The sequence below is a fragment of the Actinophytocola sp. genome, from assembly GCF_036378875.1.
Lineage (GTDB): Bacteria > Actinomycetota > Actinomycetes > Mycobacteriales > Pseudonocardiaceae > Actinophytocola.
The window spans coordinates 26,371-42,706 of sequence record NZ_DASUVO010000036.1 but is presented as its reverse complement, the minus strand read 5'-3'; the positions used below and the strand labels follow the sequence as shown (position 1 = coordinate 42,706).

Genomic DNA, 16,336 nt, shown 5'->3' with positions numbered 1-16,336 from the left:
GTCATGCTGCGCGCCCTCGGTTTTGATCCGTCGCGGTCCCGCTGGTTCGGGAGGGAGCCTGGTGGGACCGCCACCTCGCGGTGGGCATGGGACGACCTGGAATAGACCCGGCGGTCTCGCTGACCCGGCGACGCTGGGCCGGGGAGACCGGGCGTCGAGGTGGGCGACCGCGCCGTGGCCAGTCGTGGGCGCCCGCAGGGCACATGCGCCGCGACCATCAGCCGCGTGTCGCGCACACGCAGCGGCTGATACCTGGGTCAGACCGAGCCGCGCCAACTCACCCTCGATGACCACCTCGATCGCACCGAGGAAGTTGATGTCTCGCTGTGGGCAAGAGATTCGACCGACGGTGTCACCTACGAGCTGGACCACCTCGGGATCGCACAGCCCAGCAGTTGGGGCAGTTGGCCATCTACGTCGCCGGCGACATGGTCGCCGACATGACTGTCCAGTTCCCCGCTGCGACCGACGCCGGCACCCAGACCTGCCCGACACCAGGGTGCTCGAGGACCTGGCGCGCCACCAGCTGGCGGTCGAGGCCGGTGCGCCGGACCGGATGACGCTGGCGGCTGGACAACCGTGAGGTGATGGCGGCCGGGTGCGGCGGGCACGCGCCGGAGGACTCGGGTAGCGATGTCCTGCTCGTCGACGTCCCCCGCCGGGGGCGGGCGGCGATCGTGCTCGGGCAGACCGTCGAGCGCACCGAGACCGGCTTCCGCAAACTCGACGCCGCGCCTTCGGCGTGAGCGCTGCGCCGTCAGAGGCGGCCCTGCGCAGCCGTGACGGTCGACACCGGCAACCACGGCGCCTACGACCCCAGCACCCCGTCATGCGCGGTCCGCGAGGTACGCCGGTTCCTGGAGACCGGCGTGTTGCCCGCGCGGGACATGTTCTGCGCACCCGATCCCGCACCCGAAGCCCCTACGGCGACAGTGCGGCCGAACCTGATCTGACGGATCCCGAGCCCGGCTCAGCGGTGCCTCGCTCACCAGGCCATCGCCGACGGCATCGTCAGCTCCGCCGCGAACAGGCGCATCAGCACCGGCAGCCGGTAGGTGTCGTGCTCGCCCCACTCGGCGATGCCGAGATCGACCAGGCGATCCAGTGCGGCCTCGACCTTCATCGTGGACGCGCCGAGCGCGGCGGCAGCCTCCTCGACGTCACACACCTCGAACCCGGGCCTCCCGAGCAGCTGGAACGCGGCACCCACGAGCGGGTCCTCGCCGGTGAGGGGCCGGCAGGCGGACGAATAGTGCGCACGCACCGACTCGCCGCCGAAGCTCAGCGCGTCCAGCCGGTGCTTCTCCGGTGCCAGCCGGCGCGCCAGCCATGACAGCGACCTGGCCGGCCGGTAGGCCAGGAGCGTGCCCGCGATCCGCAGGGCGAGCGGGATCCCGTGGCAGTACCGGACGATCTCGGCCGCCGCGGCAGGCTCGGCGTTCACCCTGGCCGGGCCCGCCAGCCGGACGAGCAGCTCCTGACCATCCACATCGGACAGTGGGACGAGGCTGACGTGTTCGGCACCGTCGAGCATCAGCGGCGAGCGGCTGGTGATCAGCACGGCACACGACCCGCCCGCGGGCACCAGGTCACGCAGCGCGGTCCGCTCGGTCGCGCCGTCGAGCACGAGCAGTACCGCGCGGTGCGCGAGTTGCGAGCGCAGCACGGCGGCCGCCCCGTCGAGCGTCCACGGGATGTCGGACGGGGGCACACCGAGGTGCCGCAGCAGCCGGTGCGGCAACCGCCCGGCCGGCCCTTCCGCGCAGAGGTCGACGTACAGCTGCCCGCCGGGGAACCGCGCGGCGACCCGGTGCGCGACCTCCAGCACCAGCGCGCTCTTGCCGATGCCGCACTGGCCGTGCACCACCGCCACCCTCGGCCCGAACCGCTCGGGCGCCACGAGAAGCGTGCGCAGCCGTGCCGCGTCCCGCGCGCGGCCGGCGAACGACCGGTGTCGCGCAGGCAGTTCCCGCGGCGCGGGCGTCTCGGGGATCCGCACGCGACCTGCCGCGTTCGGTGCCAGCGCGGGGTCCCGGTCCAGCACCGCCCGATGCAGTCTGGCCAGGTCCGGCGACGGTTCCAGCCCGAGGTCGTCGGCAAGCACGCGGCGGCAGTCCGCGTAGACGGCCAGCGCGCCCGCCGGGTCGCCGGACCGGTAGAGCGCGGTCACCAGCTGCGCCCACGGGCGCTCCCGCAGCGGGTGCTCGGCGACGAACTCCCGCAGCGGCGCGACCACCTCGCGGTGCTCGCCGAGACCGAGCCGCGCGTCGAAGTAGTCCTCGGTCACCGACAGCCGCAGCTCCTCGACCGGCGCGACCAGGCCGGCGATGCCATCGCTGTCGGTCAGATCCTCGAGCACAGCGCCGCGGCAGGCCGACAGCGCCTCGCCGAGGTGTCGCGCCGCCGCGGCGTGGTCACCGCGGGACAGCGCCGCCCGGCCCGCGCCGGCGCGCACGGTGAACATGTGCAGGTCGAGTTCGCCGTCCCGGAGCGTCAGCTCGTAACTGGCCGCACGCGCGACGAGCCGGGGGTCGCCCGGCAGCACCCGCCGGAGCCGGTTGACGTAGGTACGCAGGTTGGCCACCGCGGACACCGGCGGCTCGTGGCCCCAGAGCGCCTGGACGAGCCTGCGTATCGGCACTGCCCGACCAGGGTTGAGCAGCAACGTCGCCAGGAGTACGCGCTGCTTGAGCGAGCCGAGCGCGACGGTCCCCGCGCCGGTGCGTACCTCGAGTCTCCCGAGGATCCTGAAGTCGAGTGACGACACACACCTCTCCAGCGCCTTGATGATCAGGACGTTGTCGACGACAGCGACCCTCCCCGCGAGGTCGCGTCGACCTGGGCAGAAAGTTGATCACACTTCCTGTGCACAATGGATACACGCTGGCGTGTATCTCCGCTGTCCACCGGCATGTACCTGCCTCTCCTACCTTGTGTGCGGCCGACGCCGACCGGCGCGGAGGAAGTGAGGAGCGCAGTACATGCGCAAGACATTGGAGTCGCTCAGCGACAGGGTGCTGAGCTTGTTCGTGGCCAAGGTGGACGTGGGTGCGGCCTGTCCGCGGGATTCGTGGTACGAGCACTGCTACTGCCGTGAACGCAGCGATTTTCGCAAGTACTGTTGGCTCGACTCCCGGACGTGCCAGCCCGTCTGCGGCCCGTGCCAGGTCTTCAAGTCCTGCATCTGACGAGATGCCGTGAGCGGCGGGCGTCCCCCGCCGCTCACCTCACGCCAGCAGTCCACCTGTCCTGCCTCGGAGTTCCCTCATGCCCTTCCTGACCGCCGGCGTCGTGCTCGTCGGCCTCCTCTGTGTTCTGGACCTGCTGCTCAGCTTCGGCATCATCCGGCGGCTGCGCGAGCAGAACGAGACCCTGCGCACCATGCGCGAGCAACAGGCCGCCGCCGGACCGGACATCGCCCTGCCCGCCGGGGCCACGGTCGGCGAGTTCGCCGCGACCGCCGTGAGTGGCGCCCCGCTGTCCGACGCGAACACCGACGGTTCGCGCCTTCTCGTCGGTTTCTTCTCGCCGGGCTGTGAGCCGTGCAAGGAGCGGATGCCGCAGTTCATCGAGTACGCCACCCGGTTCGACGGCCGGGTGATCGCGGTCGCCGCCGCCGGGTTCGGCGAGACCGCTGACATGGTGGCCCGCCTCGGCGAGGTGGCCGAGGTCGTCGTCGAGGCGGACGGCGGCCCGGTGCACAAGGCGTTCGGCGCCTCCGGCTACCCCGCGCTGTGCCTGGTCGACGCCGAGGGGACCGTGCTCGCCAGCGGGTGGGAGATGTCGGCGCTGCCGGTGCCGGCCGTTCTGTGAACGTCTCCCTCGGTGCCCGCCGGGTAGGGGCCCTGCTGGTCGCGGCGGTCCGCCTGACCAGACAGGCCGCCCCGGCGGGCCTGCCGCAGTATGTGCTGCTGTGCCTGCTCGGCGGCGTGGCCCCGGTCGTGACGGCCTGGTGTACCAAGGTGTTGCTGGACGGACTCGCTGCCGGCGAGGTGTGGGCGGCGCTGCTGCCGTGGGCGGTTGCCCTCGCGGTGACCGGGCTCGTCACCGCACTGCTGCCGATCGGGTCCGGGTACCTGAAGCAGCGGCTCGACCGTGCCGTTTCGGTGCTGGCCATGGACCGGCTGTACCGGGCGATGGGTCGGCTGACCGGCCTGACGCGACTGGAGGACCCCGCCTTCCGGGACCGGCTGCGACTGGCCCAGCAGACCGGCCGCAGCGGACCGGGCCAGCTCGTCGACGACGGGCTGGGCGCGGTGACGGCGGCCGTGACGACGGGTGGATTCCTCGCCACGCTGCTCGTCATCAACGCGGGCATGGCGGTGATCGTGCTGCTCGCGGCGGTTCCCGCGCTGTTCGCGCATCTGCGGATGAGCCGGGCCAGGGCGGCGGTGCTGTGGTCGATCGCGCCGGCCGAGCGGCGCGAGGTGTTCTACGCCGAGTTGCTGGCGAGCCTGGACGCGGCGAAGGAGTTGCGGTTGCTCGGCCTCGGCGACCTGTTCCGGCGGCGCATGCTGGTCGAGCTGACGGCCGCCCACGCGGTCGTCGACGGCCAGGACCGCAGGGACGCGCGGACCCACGGGCTGCTGGCGGGGCTGACCGCGCTGGTGTCGGCCGGGGGTCTGGTGTGGTCGGTGTGGCTCGCCGCGCGTGGCGGCCTGTCGATCGGTGACGTGGCCATGTTCGTCGTCTCGGTGGCCGGAGTGCAGGGTGGCGTGCGGAGCCTGGTGGGCAACCTGGCGTCGGCGCACCACTCGGTGACGCTGTTCCACCATTACCAGGAGATCGAGGCCCAATCTCCGGACCTGTCCGTTCCCGTCACGGCGCTGCCGGTTCCGCCGCTGCGTTCCGGCATCGAACTGCGGGACGTGTGGTTCCGCTACGCGGAGGACCAGCCGTGGGTCCTGCGCGGGGTGAACCTGACCATCCCGCACGGCGGCTCGCTCGCGCTCGTCGGCCTGAACGGCGCCGGGAAGTCCACTGTGGTCAAACTACTGTGCCGGTTCTACGACCCGTCCCGCGGCGCGATCCTGTGGGACGGTGTGGATCTGCGGGACTTCGGCGCCGAGGAGCTGCGCGCACGCATCGGCGCGGTGTTCCAGGACTACATGTGCTACGACCTGAGTGCCGCGGAGAACATCGGACTGGGTGACGTGTCCGCTATGGACGACCGGGAGCGGATCGTGGCGGCCGCGGGCCGGGCGGGCGCCCACGACATCGTGGCCGCGCTGCCGCGCGGCTACGACACCCTCCTGTCGAGGATGTTCTTCGACGAGGCCGACCGCGACAACCCGGAGACGGGCGTGCTGCTGTCCGGCGGCCAGTGGCAGCGACTGGCGTTGGCGAGGGCGTTTCTCCGGGACCGCAGAGACCTGATGATCCTCGACGAACCGAGTGCGGGCCTGGACGCGGAGGCCGAACACGAGGTGCACAGCAGCCTGCGCCACCATCGCGAAGGGGCGACGAGCGTGCTGATCTCACACCGCCTGAGCGCGGTCCGCGAGGCTCACCTGATCGCGGTGCTCGCCGATGGCACGGTGACCGAACTGGGCACGCACGACGAGCTGATGGCGACATCCGGTTCGTACGCGCGCCTGTTCCGCCTGCAGGCGTCGGGTTATGACGAGGTGGTGTCCGGGTGATGTGGTGGTTGCTCGCCGCGGCGGTCGTCGTCCTCGCCGGGTGGGGCGTGGCACTGCGGCGTCGGCTGCTCGTGGTCACAGTGCGAGGCGTGAGCATGGAGCCCACCTACGTCTCAGGGGATCGGTTGCTGGTGCGGCGATCCCGGTTGGCGCGGGTCCGGGCCGGTCAGATCGTTGTCGTGCGGGTCGCCGCCGCGCCGGGGGATCCCACCGAGGGGCGCATGGTGAAGCGGGCCGTGGCCGTGCCCGGCGACCCGGTGCCCCCGCGGATACCCGTGCCCGATCCTGTCGTGCCGGCCGGCAAGTTGCTCGTCCTCGGCGACAATCCCCGCCGTAGCAAAGACTCCCGGCGCCTGGGCTACATTCCGGAGGACGCGCTCATCGGCGTCGTGCTCCGTCCGATGGCGGGGAGTGAACGATGATCACCGTTGGCGCGGCAGTACTGTGTGGACTCGTATTGCTGGTGTCCGCCCTGAGCAAAGTACGCAGCCGCAAGGACTACGCGGACTTCGTGGCCTCCGTGCCCGCCTTCGGGATCCCCGCGAGCTGGTCGGGCTGGTACGCCGCGGCCACCCTCGCCGCCGAGCTCGTGATCACCGGCCTGCTGCTCGCGGGTGTCGTGCTCGCCGGTGCCGGTGCCGGGCGATGGCTGGCCGGCACCGGGCTGGTGCTCGCGGTGGGGCTGTTCGGTGTGCTGACCGTCGCGGTCTGGAGGGCGGTGGCGCGCCGGTCCGGTGCCGTGTGCCGCTGTTTCGGACCGGCGCGCACCCCGCTCGCCCACCGGCACGTGGTGCGCAATGCGCTGCTGCTGCTGGTCGCCGTGCTCGGTCTGTCCGCTATGGACGTTGCGGACCTGGCGACGGCGGCGCTCGCGGCCTCGGTCGGTGCGGTCGGTGCGGTACTGGTCGTCAGGTTCGACGATCTCGCCGAACTGTTCGTCGGGCCGCCGGCCCGCGGCCCGGCCAGCCGTGAGCCGTCGAGGGTTGCCGATCACTGATGCCGCGGTGCCTCTCGGGACCACGCGGCCATCGGTGACACCGGCCGGTCAGACCGCGGGCTTTGTAGGTGGAGTTCCCGATCGTGCCGCGACGAGGCCGGCTTCCACGGTGCCGAGCAAGGTCAGCGTCGTGTCGAGGTTGGTGGTGTCGTGACCGGCGGCCGTGGGCGACGCCGGTGGCCCATTCATGTCGGACCAGGTGGTAGTTCGTCCTGCCGTGTTCGGTCACGTGGACGGTCACCCCACGCCGGTCGTCGGGGCTGGTGCGCCGCTCGATGAGCCCCTTGGTTTCGAGTCCGCGCAGCGTGGTGGAGAGGTTGGTGCGTTGCAGGCCGGTGGCCGCGGCGATCCTGCTGGGTGGGGCCGCTGGGTCGCCGAGTAGTGGCGCATCACCATGCCTTCGGACGGTGACAGCGACACGGCTCGCAGGTGGTCGTGCGGCAACATCCCGCCGCGAGGTACGACCACACTCCTGCTCGTGCGGGTGTGATGTGGTGCGGCCGGGCAACATCCGGCGACGAAGAACGACGTTGATCACCGAGAACAGCACCTTGCCCTGGATGACGCCGGTGTGACCCCATAGCGTGATGCCGCACGGTAGGACGAGCCGGGAGATGCCCAGACCGTACTCGTTGCGGCCGGTCGGGTTGCAGATCATCTGCTGGAGTTGGGCTGGGGGCAGCAGGTGGCCGCCGAGCAGTGCGTGGTAGAGCCGGTTGAGGTCGGCGGTGGTGGAGATGATCGCGCCGGCGGCCCACGGGGCTGATGGGTTGAGGATCGTGATGTCCAGGGGGTGGATCTGGCCGTCGTGTTCGATCGGTAGGTAGCCGTGGGCGTGTGGGCCGTGGAGGAAGGGACTGGTGCCGGGGAGTTCGGTGTCGCGTAGTCCGAGCGGGCGCAGGATGCGTTGGGACACAACGGTTTCCAGCGGTTGGCCGGTGCGGTGTTCGATCACCAGGCCGAGCAGGATGTAGTTGGTGTTGGAGTAGGACCATGAGGTGTCCGGCTCGAACAGGGGTGGCTGGCTGGTGGCAAGGGCGACCAGTTCGCGTGGGGTGTAGGTGCGGAACCGCTTGTGTAGGAAATCCGCTGTGGAGGTGTGATCCGGTCGCTGCCGGGGACCAGTCCCGGCAGGTGGTGCTCGAGGGTGTCGTCGAGACTGGCCCTGCCCTCGGCGACGAGTTGTTGTCAGGAGCGTGAGCATGGTGAGCAGGGTCAGCAGGACGCGACGTGTTATCGCGGATGCACTCCCTTGTGGACTCGTTGGTCGGCAAGCAGTGGTGTCACCGGCCGGTCAGGCGTCGGGCCGCGCGGGGGATGGCGCGAACGGATCGGTGGCCGTGGGCAGGATTCGGAACGTCCGGATGGCGCGGAGGGCCAATGGGACGGCAACGACCAATACGGCGATGCCTTCCACGAGGGCGGCGGTGATCAGGGGGTTCCGTTCCGGGGCCGGGGTGTGTTGGAGGTAGTCCAGCAGCGTTATCGCCCGCAGAACCAGTGTGGCGACGGCGAGGAGCACGAGGGCGGCCGGCCATGACGGACTGCCCCACCCCGCGGTGGGCGCGACCTGGTAGGCGAGGGCGGCGGCGAACACCGCGCCGCAGGCCAGACCGGGCCAGTCCACCAGGTTCCCGCCGCCGGGGTACTGGGTAGCCAGCAGCACGACCGTGACCAGGACCGTGCCGACCGGCAGCGCGACCAGCCAGGGTCTGGGCCGCACCGGCAGGGCCTGATCGTGGAACGCGACCAGCGCGAGCACCGGCACGGCAACCACCAGCAGCCCGACGCCGCGGGAGAGCAGGTACGCCCCGTCCGTGACAACCAGGTCCACCCCCGCGGAGATCGCGACGACCAGCAGCGACAGCCCGGCGAACTGCCGCGCCTGATGCCATCGCCCGAACACCAGCGCCAGGTACGCCGCCACCCAGCCCAGCCCGAACAGCGACCACACCACGACGTCCTGGTCGGGAACGCCATGACCGCCGAACCGCGACGGCGACCACAGCAGTGCCCCCAGACCGGCCAGTGCGTTCACGGCGTGGGCGAGCAGGCCCGCCAGCGCCACCCGACGTACCGCCTCGCCCCAGGCCAGCGAACGCGCCGGCGCGCCGGCGCCGCCAACACGCAGTCGCACCGCCAACGCCACGATGCTGGCCACCTCGGACCAGTCCGGGCGTCCGTACTCGGCGGTGAATTCCGCGTCCTCGGGATCCTCCGGCAGCGCGCCGGCCAGGAAGGTGGCGACCATGTCCTCCTCCCACGCCCGCCGGTAGAAGTCCGGCAGCACTCGCAGCAGCCGCCGGTAGCGCCGCTCCAACTCCATCACGTCGAATCCCCCGCGGTCCGTGGCTGCCACGCCCGCAACCGTTTCGCGGCGGCCCGGGCGTTCGCCGCCTGCCGCGCCGCCTCGGCGGCGAGCGCGTCCCGCCCCCGCTCGGTCAGCCGGAAGTAACGGCGCAGCCGGCCGTTCGCGACCTCCTCCCGGTCCGGCTCGACCAGGCCGTCGGCGACCATGCGGTCCAGCGCCCCGTACAGCGTGCCCACCTTCAGCCGCACCCGTCCCTCCGACAGGTCAGCCACCTCGCCCACGATCCCATAGCCATGGCGCGGCTGATCCACCAACGCCGTGAGCACGAAGAACGCCTGCTCACTCATCACTCGACTGGTCACACGACCTAATATATCGGCCAACGATATATTAGGCAACACTTTCGGTATCAGGTCCGCCAACGCCCTCAGCATGCCCTGCACCCCTGGTCACCGGCGTCCGTGGGCGGAGGATCGTGTTCAGGCGCACGCGCAGTCCGGGACCGTGACCGAGTCCTTGTCCAACCCCGACCCACGTCGCAGAGCCGAATGGGCTACAAGGTCTTGCGAGTGGTGTGGGGAACCGGGACCACAGGACTGGCGATCACCGCCGCAGTCCGCCTGCACGAAAGCGGCCTGCTCTAACCACAAACACGCTTGGTGTCCGGCAAACCTGAGAAGCTCCAGGGCGTGACCGAACACGAGTTCTTCCACCGCAGCGGAACGGTGCTGCTGGCCGCGGGGGTGATCGCCAGTTCCCTGCTGTCCGGCACTTGCTGGACCAGTTTCTCCCGCAGCACGCGCGTCATACCGGCGTCGCCGATTCGTCGCTAGTCTGCCGCGCGTGACCGACATCGACGATCTTCGCTGGGCGGACAACTATCCGGGGCAGGAGCCGTGTCTTGGTGAGATTTTCTGCCTCACCTTCATCCGCGGCGTCGACGAGCGGGAGGCGTTGCACCGCATGGGTGGCCTGCCCGGCACCGTCGCGACTCGCACCGCGTCTGAGTTGGAGGCCGAGACGAACTTCGACAACGGCTACCCGGAGGTGGCGGCGGCGCTTCCGCTGGGCACGTGGACCGTCGTGTTCGAACCGCGCGGGTTCTCCGGGAACAGCATGACTCCCGTGCTGTCACGCGGAACCGAGGCGGTGTCGGTGCTGCGGCACGACTACGCGTCTCCCGGCTTCGCTTACTCGGTGGACGGTGAGCTGGTCACCTACTTCGACCCGACCTTCCCCACCGATCGGGACGGCGCCGATCCCGACCGCCTGCTCACCAGCATGCACGACGTCGGTTTCACCATGGGAGAGGACGACGACAACTTCGACCACGACACCGCTCGCAGCCTGCTGCTGACCGAGCGGCTGACGAGTGTCCTACCTACCTTCGAGGCCCTCACCGGCCCGCTGCTCAGCGCACACTTCGAGCCCTGGTTCACCGACACGCCCAGGCAGCCGGCGGGCCGGCCTGGCCACGACGGGCCCGTCGACGCCATCACCGAAGTGCGGCGGCTCACCGGTCTGCTCGGTCTGACCGGCACACCGGGCCTCGCCGAGGCGCTCGCGGCCGCCGAACGCGGCGAGAAGGTCACGGTCACCCCGGAAAGCCCGCTCGGCCAGCACGTCCGCGGCTGGCTGGCCGAGTCCCGACGCGCCGGCCAGTCACTCAACGACCACAGTGGACGGATGACCGAGAAGGAACGCCGCCGCCGCGCCTTCGACCACGGCTGGCTCGCCCGCGCACTGGGCGCGGCCCTGCAGCAGGTGAGGTGACCGTCAGCAGCACCGGGTGGTTCTGTGCGTCGACGGGGCTGGTGGACGCGCAGTGAGCTGTGCTGGCCGAGCGCCGTCCAGGGGATCGGACGTTAAACTGGACGGCTTTGGCGGTTTCCGCCCGCTGGATGAGCGCGCCGAGCTGTTATGCAGGCGGGATCTGCTCCGCGTGCGCGCTGCGATCGGCCTCACGGGCGGATAACCCTGATGGTGTGGCCGCCAGGCCAGGACGGTAGCCCCGGGTCTTCCGGCGCGTCGCCCGCGCCCGGCTATCGTCCTGGCCCTCGCCCGACGGCCTGATGGCACGGCCAGCTGCCCGTGCCTGCGTTGTTTCTCGGCTCAGCATGGTTGTGGACGTCCACAACAGGTCGAGGCGAGTTGCAATTGGTTGGCTGCCGGCGGCACGCTGGTAGCAGCCAGACCGTTTTCTGGGTTCGACTGGCACGTGCTACACGGGCACGTGTTCCGACAGACCGATCCTGCTACGATTGCCACGATGATCACCTACCTGGGGAGATCGGGGGTTTCGTTCGCAAAAGGTGAGTGCTGATGCGCTCCTTGACCGCGAACGAGAATCTCCGCCTCCTTTTCTGGGCGCACGTGCGCGAGTTCGCCGTGCCGCCGTCGATGATCGAGTCAGCGACCGTCCGCCGAGCGGTGGGCGACTGGGCCGGGGCATGCGCCGCCGCGCGCGTCGACGTGGATCTGAACCTGCGGGCCGTGGGTCGCGCCCATGGTCGGCGGTTCGGGGCACAGGTCCGCGCCGATCTGCGTCATCTGGCTCCTGACCTGCTTCGCTGGCATTTTCCGAGAATCGGTCCTGACGGCCTGTTGCGGCCGGGCCTCACCGTCTCCCTGGCCCGGTACCCTCCGACGGCTGACAGCGGCGGCGCGATACACCTCGTGGCGCGTACGCCGCCGGCTTGGGCGAATGCCGGTCAGCGGATCAGTCTCGCGCTGTGGGAGCCGTCCCGGCCAAGGGCCGGGGCGGGCGTGCATCCTCATCCCTGGCCCGACCGGCGGTTTCGCCTCGATCTGCACCGCCACCTGTGGGACGCGCGCAGGGCCTGCGAGCTGTGGGAGCGGACCGGGGCCGTGCGCAGCGATCCCGCGGTGGATCGGATTGCCGCCGACCTCGGGGCGGAGCGAAATGGCCGCGCCACAGACCGGTGGGTGGCGGAGGCGGAGCTGCTGTTGCGCGCGGAGGGCTGCGCGGACGGCGTCGTCACCGTGCGGCTCAGTTCCCGGCGCAGGCTGGTGCTGACCCTGGACGGCGGGGCGGCCACGCCAAGGATCACGCCGACTTCCCCGAGATACCGCGCCCGTGCGCTGCCGGTTCTGCCTGACGCGGCGACGTGGGTACTACCGGACCTGGAGCTGCTGCACGCGGGGTTGATCGACGCTGATCGGCTGCACCCGCTTGTCGCTTCGGCTCTCCTGCCGGGCCATCGACCGGCCGGTGCGGCAAGAAATCCGGACAACACAGGGAATTCCCGCCTCGTTGAGTGTCGTGGCGCCACGCACCGAATCGGCGTGGTGAACGGGGTGCTCGTCCCGCTTGACCACGACCCCGACGAGATTCGCCGCGAGGAGCTGCTGGTCGCGTTGGGCGGTACCGCGCTGCCGTGCCTGCAAGCGATCGACGAGGCACACCGGCACCCGGAATGTCTCGTGGACGTTCGCGCCCGTCTTGACCACGGCGACACCGCCGGTGCCCTTGCTGCCGTTGAAGGTCTGCTCGGACCGGACGTCCTCCTGCGCAGCGGCGCACTGCGCGACGAGCTGGAGACGGCGGTGCGTCGCCAGGTGGCCCACGGGCTGTACCGGGCCGGACTGGCCGGGTTCGGCCCGCCCCCGTCCGCCAGGGACCCCCGCCACCGCGACGTCCGGGACCACCCGCGCCACGCGACCGTTCGCTGACCCGCATATCTCGCTTCCTCGTCTGGCCGACGCACGGCCCCGACTCGACCAAAAGGTGATCCAGGATGTTGGGATCTGTTCCTTCCCAGACGGCTCATGTTCGGCCGCTGGACGTCGCCGCCGATCTGCTTGCCCTGCTTCACGAAACGAACACCGAGCCGCGTGCGGACACCCAGTTGGAAGCCTTGACGCTGGCCGTGTCCGCTGATTTACCGGTGCTGCTGTGGGGTGAGCCGGGGATCGGCAAGACCGCGGCCCTGAACCAGCTTGCCGACGCTCTCGAACTGCCGCTGACCACGGTGATCGCCAGCGTGCACGAGCCGTCCGACTTCTCCGGTCTGCCAGTGGTCGGCGACGACCCCGCGGAGCAAGGTGTGCCGATGGCCCCGCCGGACTGGGCCGTGCGCCTGGTCCGGGCCGGCCACGGGCTCTTGTTCCTGGACGAACTGTCCACCGCGCCGCCGGCCGTCCAGGCCGCGCTGCTACGGGTCGTGCTCGAACGCCGGGTCGGCGCCCTGCGCCTTCCGCCGGGGGTCCGGATCGTGGCCGCCGCAAACCCGCGTTCCTCCGCGGCCGACGGCTGGGAGCTGAGCCCACCGCTGGCCAACCGGTTCGTCCATCTGCAGTGGACCTACGACCACGAGGTCGTGGTGCGCGGGCTGGGCGGGACGTGGCCAACGGCAGCGCTGCCACGGCTGGCCCCGGGAAGGCTGCGCGACGCCGTGACGTTCGCCCGCCGGGCAGTGTGCGAACTTCTGGCCGCCCGTCCCGAACTCGTGCATCAACTGCCGAAGAACGAAACACGCCGCGGCGGTCCATGGCCCTCACCACGCAGTTGGGAGATGACACTGCGCCTGGTCGCTTTCGCCACCGCGGCGGGCACCTCCCGGGAAGTGCTGTCGATGCTGGCGCGGGGCACGGTGGGAGACGGGCCGGGCCTGGAGTTGCTGGCCGCCATGGACCGGATGGATCTGCCGGACCCCGAGGTGTTGCTCGCGGATCCGGCGGCGGCCGTCCTGCCGGAGCGCGGCGACCTGCGTCAGACGGTGCTCGATGGCGTGGTGGCGGCGGTGCGCAAGCGGCCGGAGCAGTCCCGCTGGAACGCGGCGTGGTCGCTGCTGGTTCTGGCCTTGGATACCGGCGCCCCGGACCTCGTGGTCGTACCGGCGGCCACGCTCGCCGCGCTGCGCCGCGACGACTGGCAGGTGCCCGCGGCGATCGAGCGGCTGGCCGGCGCGGTGTCGCTGTCGCAGCGAGCGGACCGAGCCGCGGTCGCCCACCGATGACGCCGGGAACCATGGACGAGGAAAAGCTGTTCGCCGCCCGGTTGCACGCGGTCCGGCACCGGCCGTATCTGGCGACGGCGTTGTTCGCGTTGCACACGGTGGAATCGCGGCGAGTGCCGACGATGGCGGTGGACCGGCACTGGCGGTGCTACGTCTCGCCCGCGTTCGTGGCACGCACCCCGTTGGCGGAGCTGGCCGGGGTCTGGGTACACGAGGTCTCCCACCTGCTGCGCGACCATCACGGGCGCGGCGACCGGTTCGCGGACAAGCACGGGCTGACCGGGCCGGGTGAGCGGTTGCGGATGAACATCGCCGCGGACTGCGAGATCAACGACGACGTGTTCGGCGATGGGTTGGTGCGACCTGAGGGCGCCGTCCACCCTGCGCTGCTCAGGTTGCCAGAGGGGCAGTTGATGGAGGACTACCTGCGCCAGTTCCGGCTCGGGCCGCACACCAACGGATTTGCCTGGCTGGACTGCGGCAGCGGCGCCGACGGGCTGGAGCGGGACTGGGACCTGGGAACCGACGGCGCGCACGGGCTCAGCGAGCAGGAACGAGACGCCGTCCGGTTCCGGGTGGCACAGGGCATCACCGGCCACCCGGGGAACGTCCCGAAGGGCTGGCAGCGGTGGGCGCAGGAGGCGTTCCATCCGCCGCAGCCGTGGCGGGACCTGTTGGGTGCGGCGGTCCGTACGGCGATTTCCGGCCCCGGTGTCGGTGAGGACTACACCTACGGTCGACCCGCGCGCCGGTCGGTCAGTCTGCCCGGCGTCGTCCTGCCGAGCCTGCGGCGCAGGCCACCTCGTGTCTGCGTGATCGTCGACACCTCCGGGTCCGTGAGCGACGCCGAACTGGGCAGCGCGATCGTCGAAATCGCCGCGATCGCCCGCGCCGTGGGCGGTCGACGTGATCTTGTCTCGGTCCTGTCCTGCGACGCCGCCGCCCACATCACACAACCGCTGTGCCGTGCCGAGGGAATCCCGCTGGTGGGCGGTGGCGGCACAGACCTGCGCACCGGCTTCGCCAAGGCCCTGCGCGCCAGCCCCCGCCCGGACGTCGTGGTGGCGCTGACCGACGGACAGACACCCTGGCCCGATGCCCGACCGCTCTGCCGGACGGTCGTTGGCCTCTTTCCCCGACAGCGTCCGTCGAACGAGAACAATCCCCACTATGTGCCGGATACACCACCCGCGTGGGCGCGGGTGGTCACCGTCAACTGATTCTCTCTCTTGCGCGGGCGGCCGTGCCCGTTGCACTGGTGACGCGCTCGTGACGCCGCGAAAGCGCTGTCGCGACGTCACGGGTGCGATCCTGCGGCAGCCATGCCTGCGCCCTTCAAGGTCCGTGCGCCGCGGCCGGCGACACCGGTGGTGTCGCCGGTGCGGGAGCCACGTGTGCGAGCCGGGGCGGACAGGTCGAACCGGGGTACGCCTGCGGTGCGCGCGTCGGGCTCGACGAAACGACACCCCGGACCTGCTCGCCCAGTCGGACGGTCCGTCGCTGGTACCGCTCGACCAGACCCGGCACCTGCTCTCGGAAGGTCCGGCGCGCGCACTCGGCGACATGACACCGCATCCGACCCCCAGCACCAGCCGGTCGGGCCGTTCCTGTCGGCTCATTGTTGTTGTCGGTGAGCAATCCCAGGGTGCTGAGCGTGGGTGGGAGTGGGAGCAAATTGGGAGGATTCAATGTGCGTCAACGGTCTTGAGTAATCGTGCGCGGTAGTCGGCGTCTTCGAGATCTGGTTTCGGACGGCTTGGGTCATCCATGCCGCGCTCGGATATGTTGTGGCGCCGAGGATGTAGATTCTACGGTGGGACTAAGACGTACATGCGTGTGCCGGTGAGGGTGACAGTTTCGAATAAGTCGCAGGCCAGTAGGGCGTTGGCTTGGGAGCGGAGGAACTGTGCACCGGTGTTGGACCGTACGGTTGGGTGCGGGGTCGATGCTGCGTCGGTGAGGATCTGCCACACGGTGGCGGCGACCTTGATGTCAAAGGACGAGGAGTTCACCGTGGATCCGGCGGTGGCCCCAGTTCGGGTTCTCCTTGGCCAGGCGCAGAACCAGGGCTCGGATAGACCGGATAGTGCGCGGTCGGCCCGGGTGTTTCGGTCGTGACATCCTGGTGTGGCGTCGGCGGAGTGGGTGCGGTGCCAGCGCAGGATCGTGTCCGGGCGGGCCAGCAGGCGGAGTTCATGCGTGCAGCGCGGTTGCCGGTCCGGGTCGGGTGCTCGCCTCTGATCGAGGAGCCGTTAAGCATCGGCTCGCACACGTGGTCTTGTCGTAGGCGGTCGCGAACCCGTTGACAGCACGGGGAAACCGCGTCCCGCGCACGACCGGAGATGCGGGTGCGGCAGCCAGGATGGGATGTTTCCATGCGAGCCGGTGGGTGCGAAGCGGTGCCCTC

General features: G+C 70.5%; 17 protein-coding genes. 12 read left to right on the top strand and 5 right to left on the bottom strand.

Translation table 11 applies throughout. The features are described from left to right. Positions 1–412 precede the first annotated feature (412 nt). Positions 413–577: a hypothetical protein gene (locus tag VF106_RS09925; protein WP_330839325.1), complete on the bottom strand. Its 165-nt coding sequence runs from the start codon at positions 575–577 to the stop codon at positions 413–415. Between the two features lie 10 nt (positions 578–587). On the opposite strand from VF106_RS09925, the gene VF106_RS09920 reads away from it, so the two are divergent. Together VF106_RS09920 and VF106_RS09915 are read left to right on the top strand one after the other, a co-directional pair. Then, complete coding sequence (locus tag VF106_RS09920) at positions 588–746, top strand: hypothetical protein (RefSeq protein WP_330839324.1); 159 nt, start codon at positions 588–590, stop codon at positions 744–746. A 3-nt stretch (positions 747–749) separates the two neighbouring features. Continuing rightward, positions 750–953 (top strand): alpha/beta hydrolase, encoded by a 204-nt coding sequence (locus VF106_RS09915; protein ID WP_330839340.1) that lies wholly within the window; start codon positions 750–752, stop codon positions 951–953. A gap of 32 nt (positions 954–985) precedes the next feature. On the opposite strand, the gene VF106_RS09910 is transcribed toward VF106_RS09915, so the two are convergent. Continuing rightward, positions 986–2,767: an AfsR/SARP family transcriptional regulator gene (locus VF106_RS09910; RefSeq protein ID WP_330839323.1), complete on the bottom strand. Its 1,782-nt coding sequence runs from the start codon at positions 2,765–2,767 to the stop codon at positions 986–988. A gap of 214 nt (positions 2,768–2,981) precedes the next feature. Here VF106_RS09910 and VF106_RS09905 point away from each other — a divergent pair, with 214 nt between their 5' ends. The 5 genes from VF106_RS09905 to VF106_RS09885 all read left to right on the top strand — a co-directional run bounded on the left by VF106_RS09905 (position 2,982) and on the right by VF106_RS09885 (position 6,639). Then, positions 2,982–3,188 (top strand): hypothetical protein, encoded by a 207-nt coding sequence (locus tag VF106_RS09905; protein ID WP_330839322.1) that lies wholly within the window; start codon positions 2,982–2,984, stop codon positions 3,186–3,188. Between the two features lie 79 nt (positions 3,189–3,267). Continuing rightward, positions 3,268–3,813: a TlpA family protein disulfide reductase gene (locus VF106_RS09900; RefSeq protein ID WP_330839321.1), complete on the top strand. Its 546-nt coding sequence runs from the start codon at positions 3,268–3,270 to the stop codon at positions 3,811–3,813. Further along, on the top strand, positions 3,810–5,642 hold the full coding sequence (locus tag VF106_RS09895; RefSeq protein WP_330839320.1) for an ABC transporter ATP-binding protein: 1,833 nt from the start codon (positions 3,810–3,812) through the stop codon (positions 5,640–5,642). Before VF106_RS09900 ends, VF106_RS09895 begins: the two co-directional genes overlap by 4 nt. Further along, positions 5,642–6,064, top strand: a complete 423-nt coding sequence (locus tag VF106_RS09890) for a S26 family signal peptidase (RefSeq protein WP_330839339.1) — start codon at positions 5,642–5,644, stop codon at positions 6,062–6,064. The genes VF106_RS09895 and VF106_RS09890 overlap by 1 nt, the downstream gene beginning before the upstream one ends. Next, positions 6,061–6,639, top strand: a complete 579-nt coding sequence (locus VF106_RS09885) for a MauE/DoxX family redox-associated membrane protein (RefSeq protein WP_330839319.1) — start codon at positions 6,061–6,063, stop codon at positions 6,637–6,639. Before VF106_RS09890 ends, VF106_RS09885 begins: the two co-directional genes overlap by 4 nt. On the opposite strand, the gene VF106_RS09880 is transcribed toward VF106_RS09885, so the two are convergent. From VF106_RS09880 to VF106_RS09870, 3 genes are all read right to left on the bottom strand, one after another. Continuing rightward, on the bottom strand, positions 6,551–7,843 hold the full coding sequence (locus tag VF106_RS09880) for a serine hydrolase (protein WP_330839318.1): 1,293 nt from the start codon (positions 7,841–7,843) through the stop codon (positions 6,551–6,553). The genes VF106_RS09885 and VF106_RS09880 overlap by 89 nt on opposite strands. 90 nt (positions 7,844–7,933) lie before the next feature. Continuing rightward, positions 7,934–8,998 (bottom strand): hypothetical protein, encoded by a 1,065-nt coding sequence (locus tag VF106_RS09875; protein ID WP_330839317.1) that lies wholly within the window; start codon positions 8,996–8,998, stop codon positions 7,934–7,936. Then, entirely contained in the window at positions 8,965–9,312 is a 348-nt protein-coding gene (locus VF106_RS09870) for a PadR family transcriptional regulator (protein ID WP_330839316.1), read from the bottom strand. Before VF106_RS09870 ends, VF106_RS09875 begins: the two co-directional genes overlap by 34 nt. 297 nt (positions 9,313–9,609) lie before the next feature. On the opposite strand from VF106_RS09870, the gene VF106_RS09865 reads away from it, so the two are divergent. The 5 genes from VF106_RS09865 (at position 9,610) to VF106_RS09845 (ending at position 15,149) form a co-directional block, all read left to right on the top strand. After that, positions 9,610–9,783, top strand: a complete 174-nt coding sequence (locus VF106_RS09865) for a hypothetical protein (protein WP_330839315.1) — start codon at positions 9,610–9,612, stop codon at positions 9,781–9,783. Between the two features lie 10 nt (positions 9,784–9,793). Beyond that, complete coding sequence (locus VF106_RS09860) at positions 9,794–10,723, top strand: DUF6461 domain-containing protein (protein ID WP_330839314.1); 930 nt, start codon at positions 9,794–9,796, stop codon at positions 10,721–10,723. A 549-nt stretch (positions 10,724–11,272) separates the two neighbouring features. Continuing rightward, complete coding sequence (locus VF106_RS09855) at positions 11,273–12,643, top strand: hypothetical protein (RefSeq protein ID WP_330839313.1); 1,371 nt, start codon at positions 11,273–11,275, stop codon at positions 12,641–12,643. 65 nt (positions 12,644–12,708) lie between these two features. Next, a complete protein-coding gene (locus VF106_RS09850) occupies positions 12,709–13,929 on the top strand; it encodes an AAA family ATPase (protein ID WP_330839312.1) in 1,221 nt (406 codons plus the stop codon). 11 nt (positions 13,930–13,940) lie between these two features. After that, on the top strand, positions 13,941–15,149 hold the full coding sequence (locus tag VF106_RS09845) for a vWA domain-containing protein (RefSeq protein ID WP_330839311.1): 1,209 nt from the start codon (positions 13,941–13,943) through the stop codon (positions 15,147–15,149). The last annotated feature ends 1,187 nt before the right edge of the window (positions 15,150–16,336 follow it).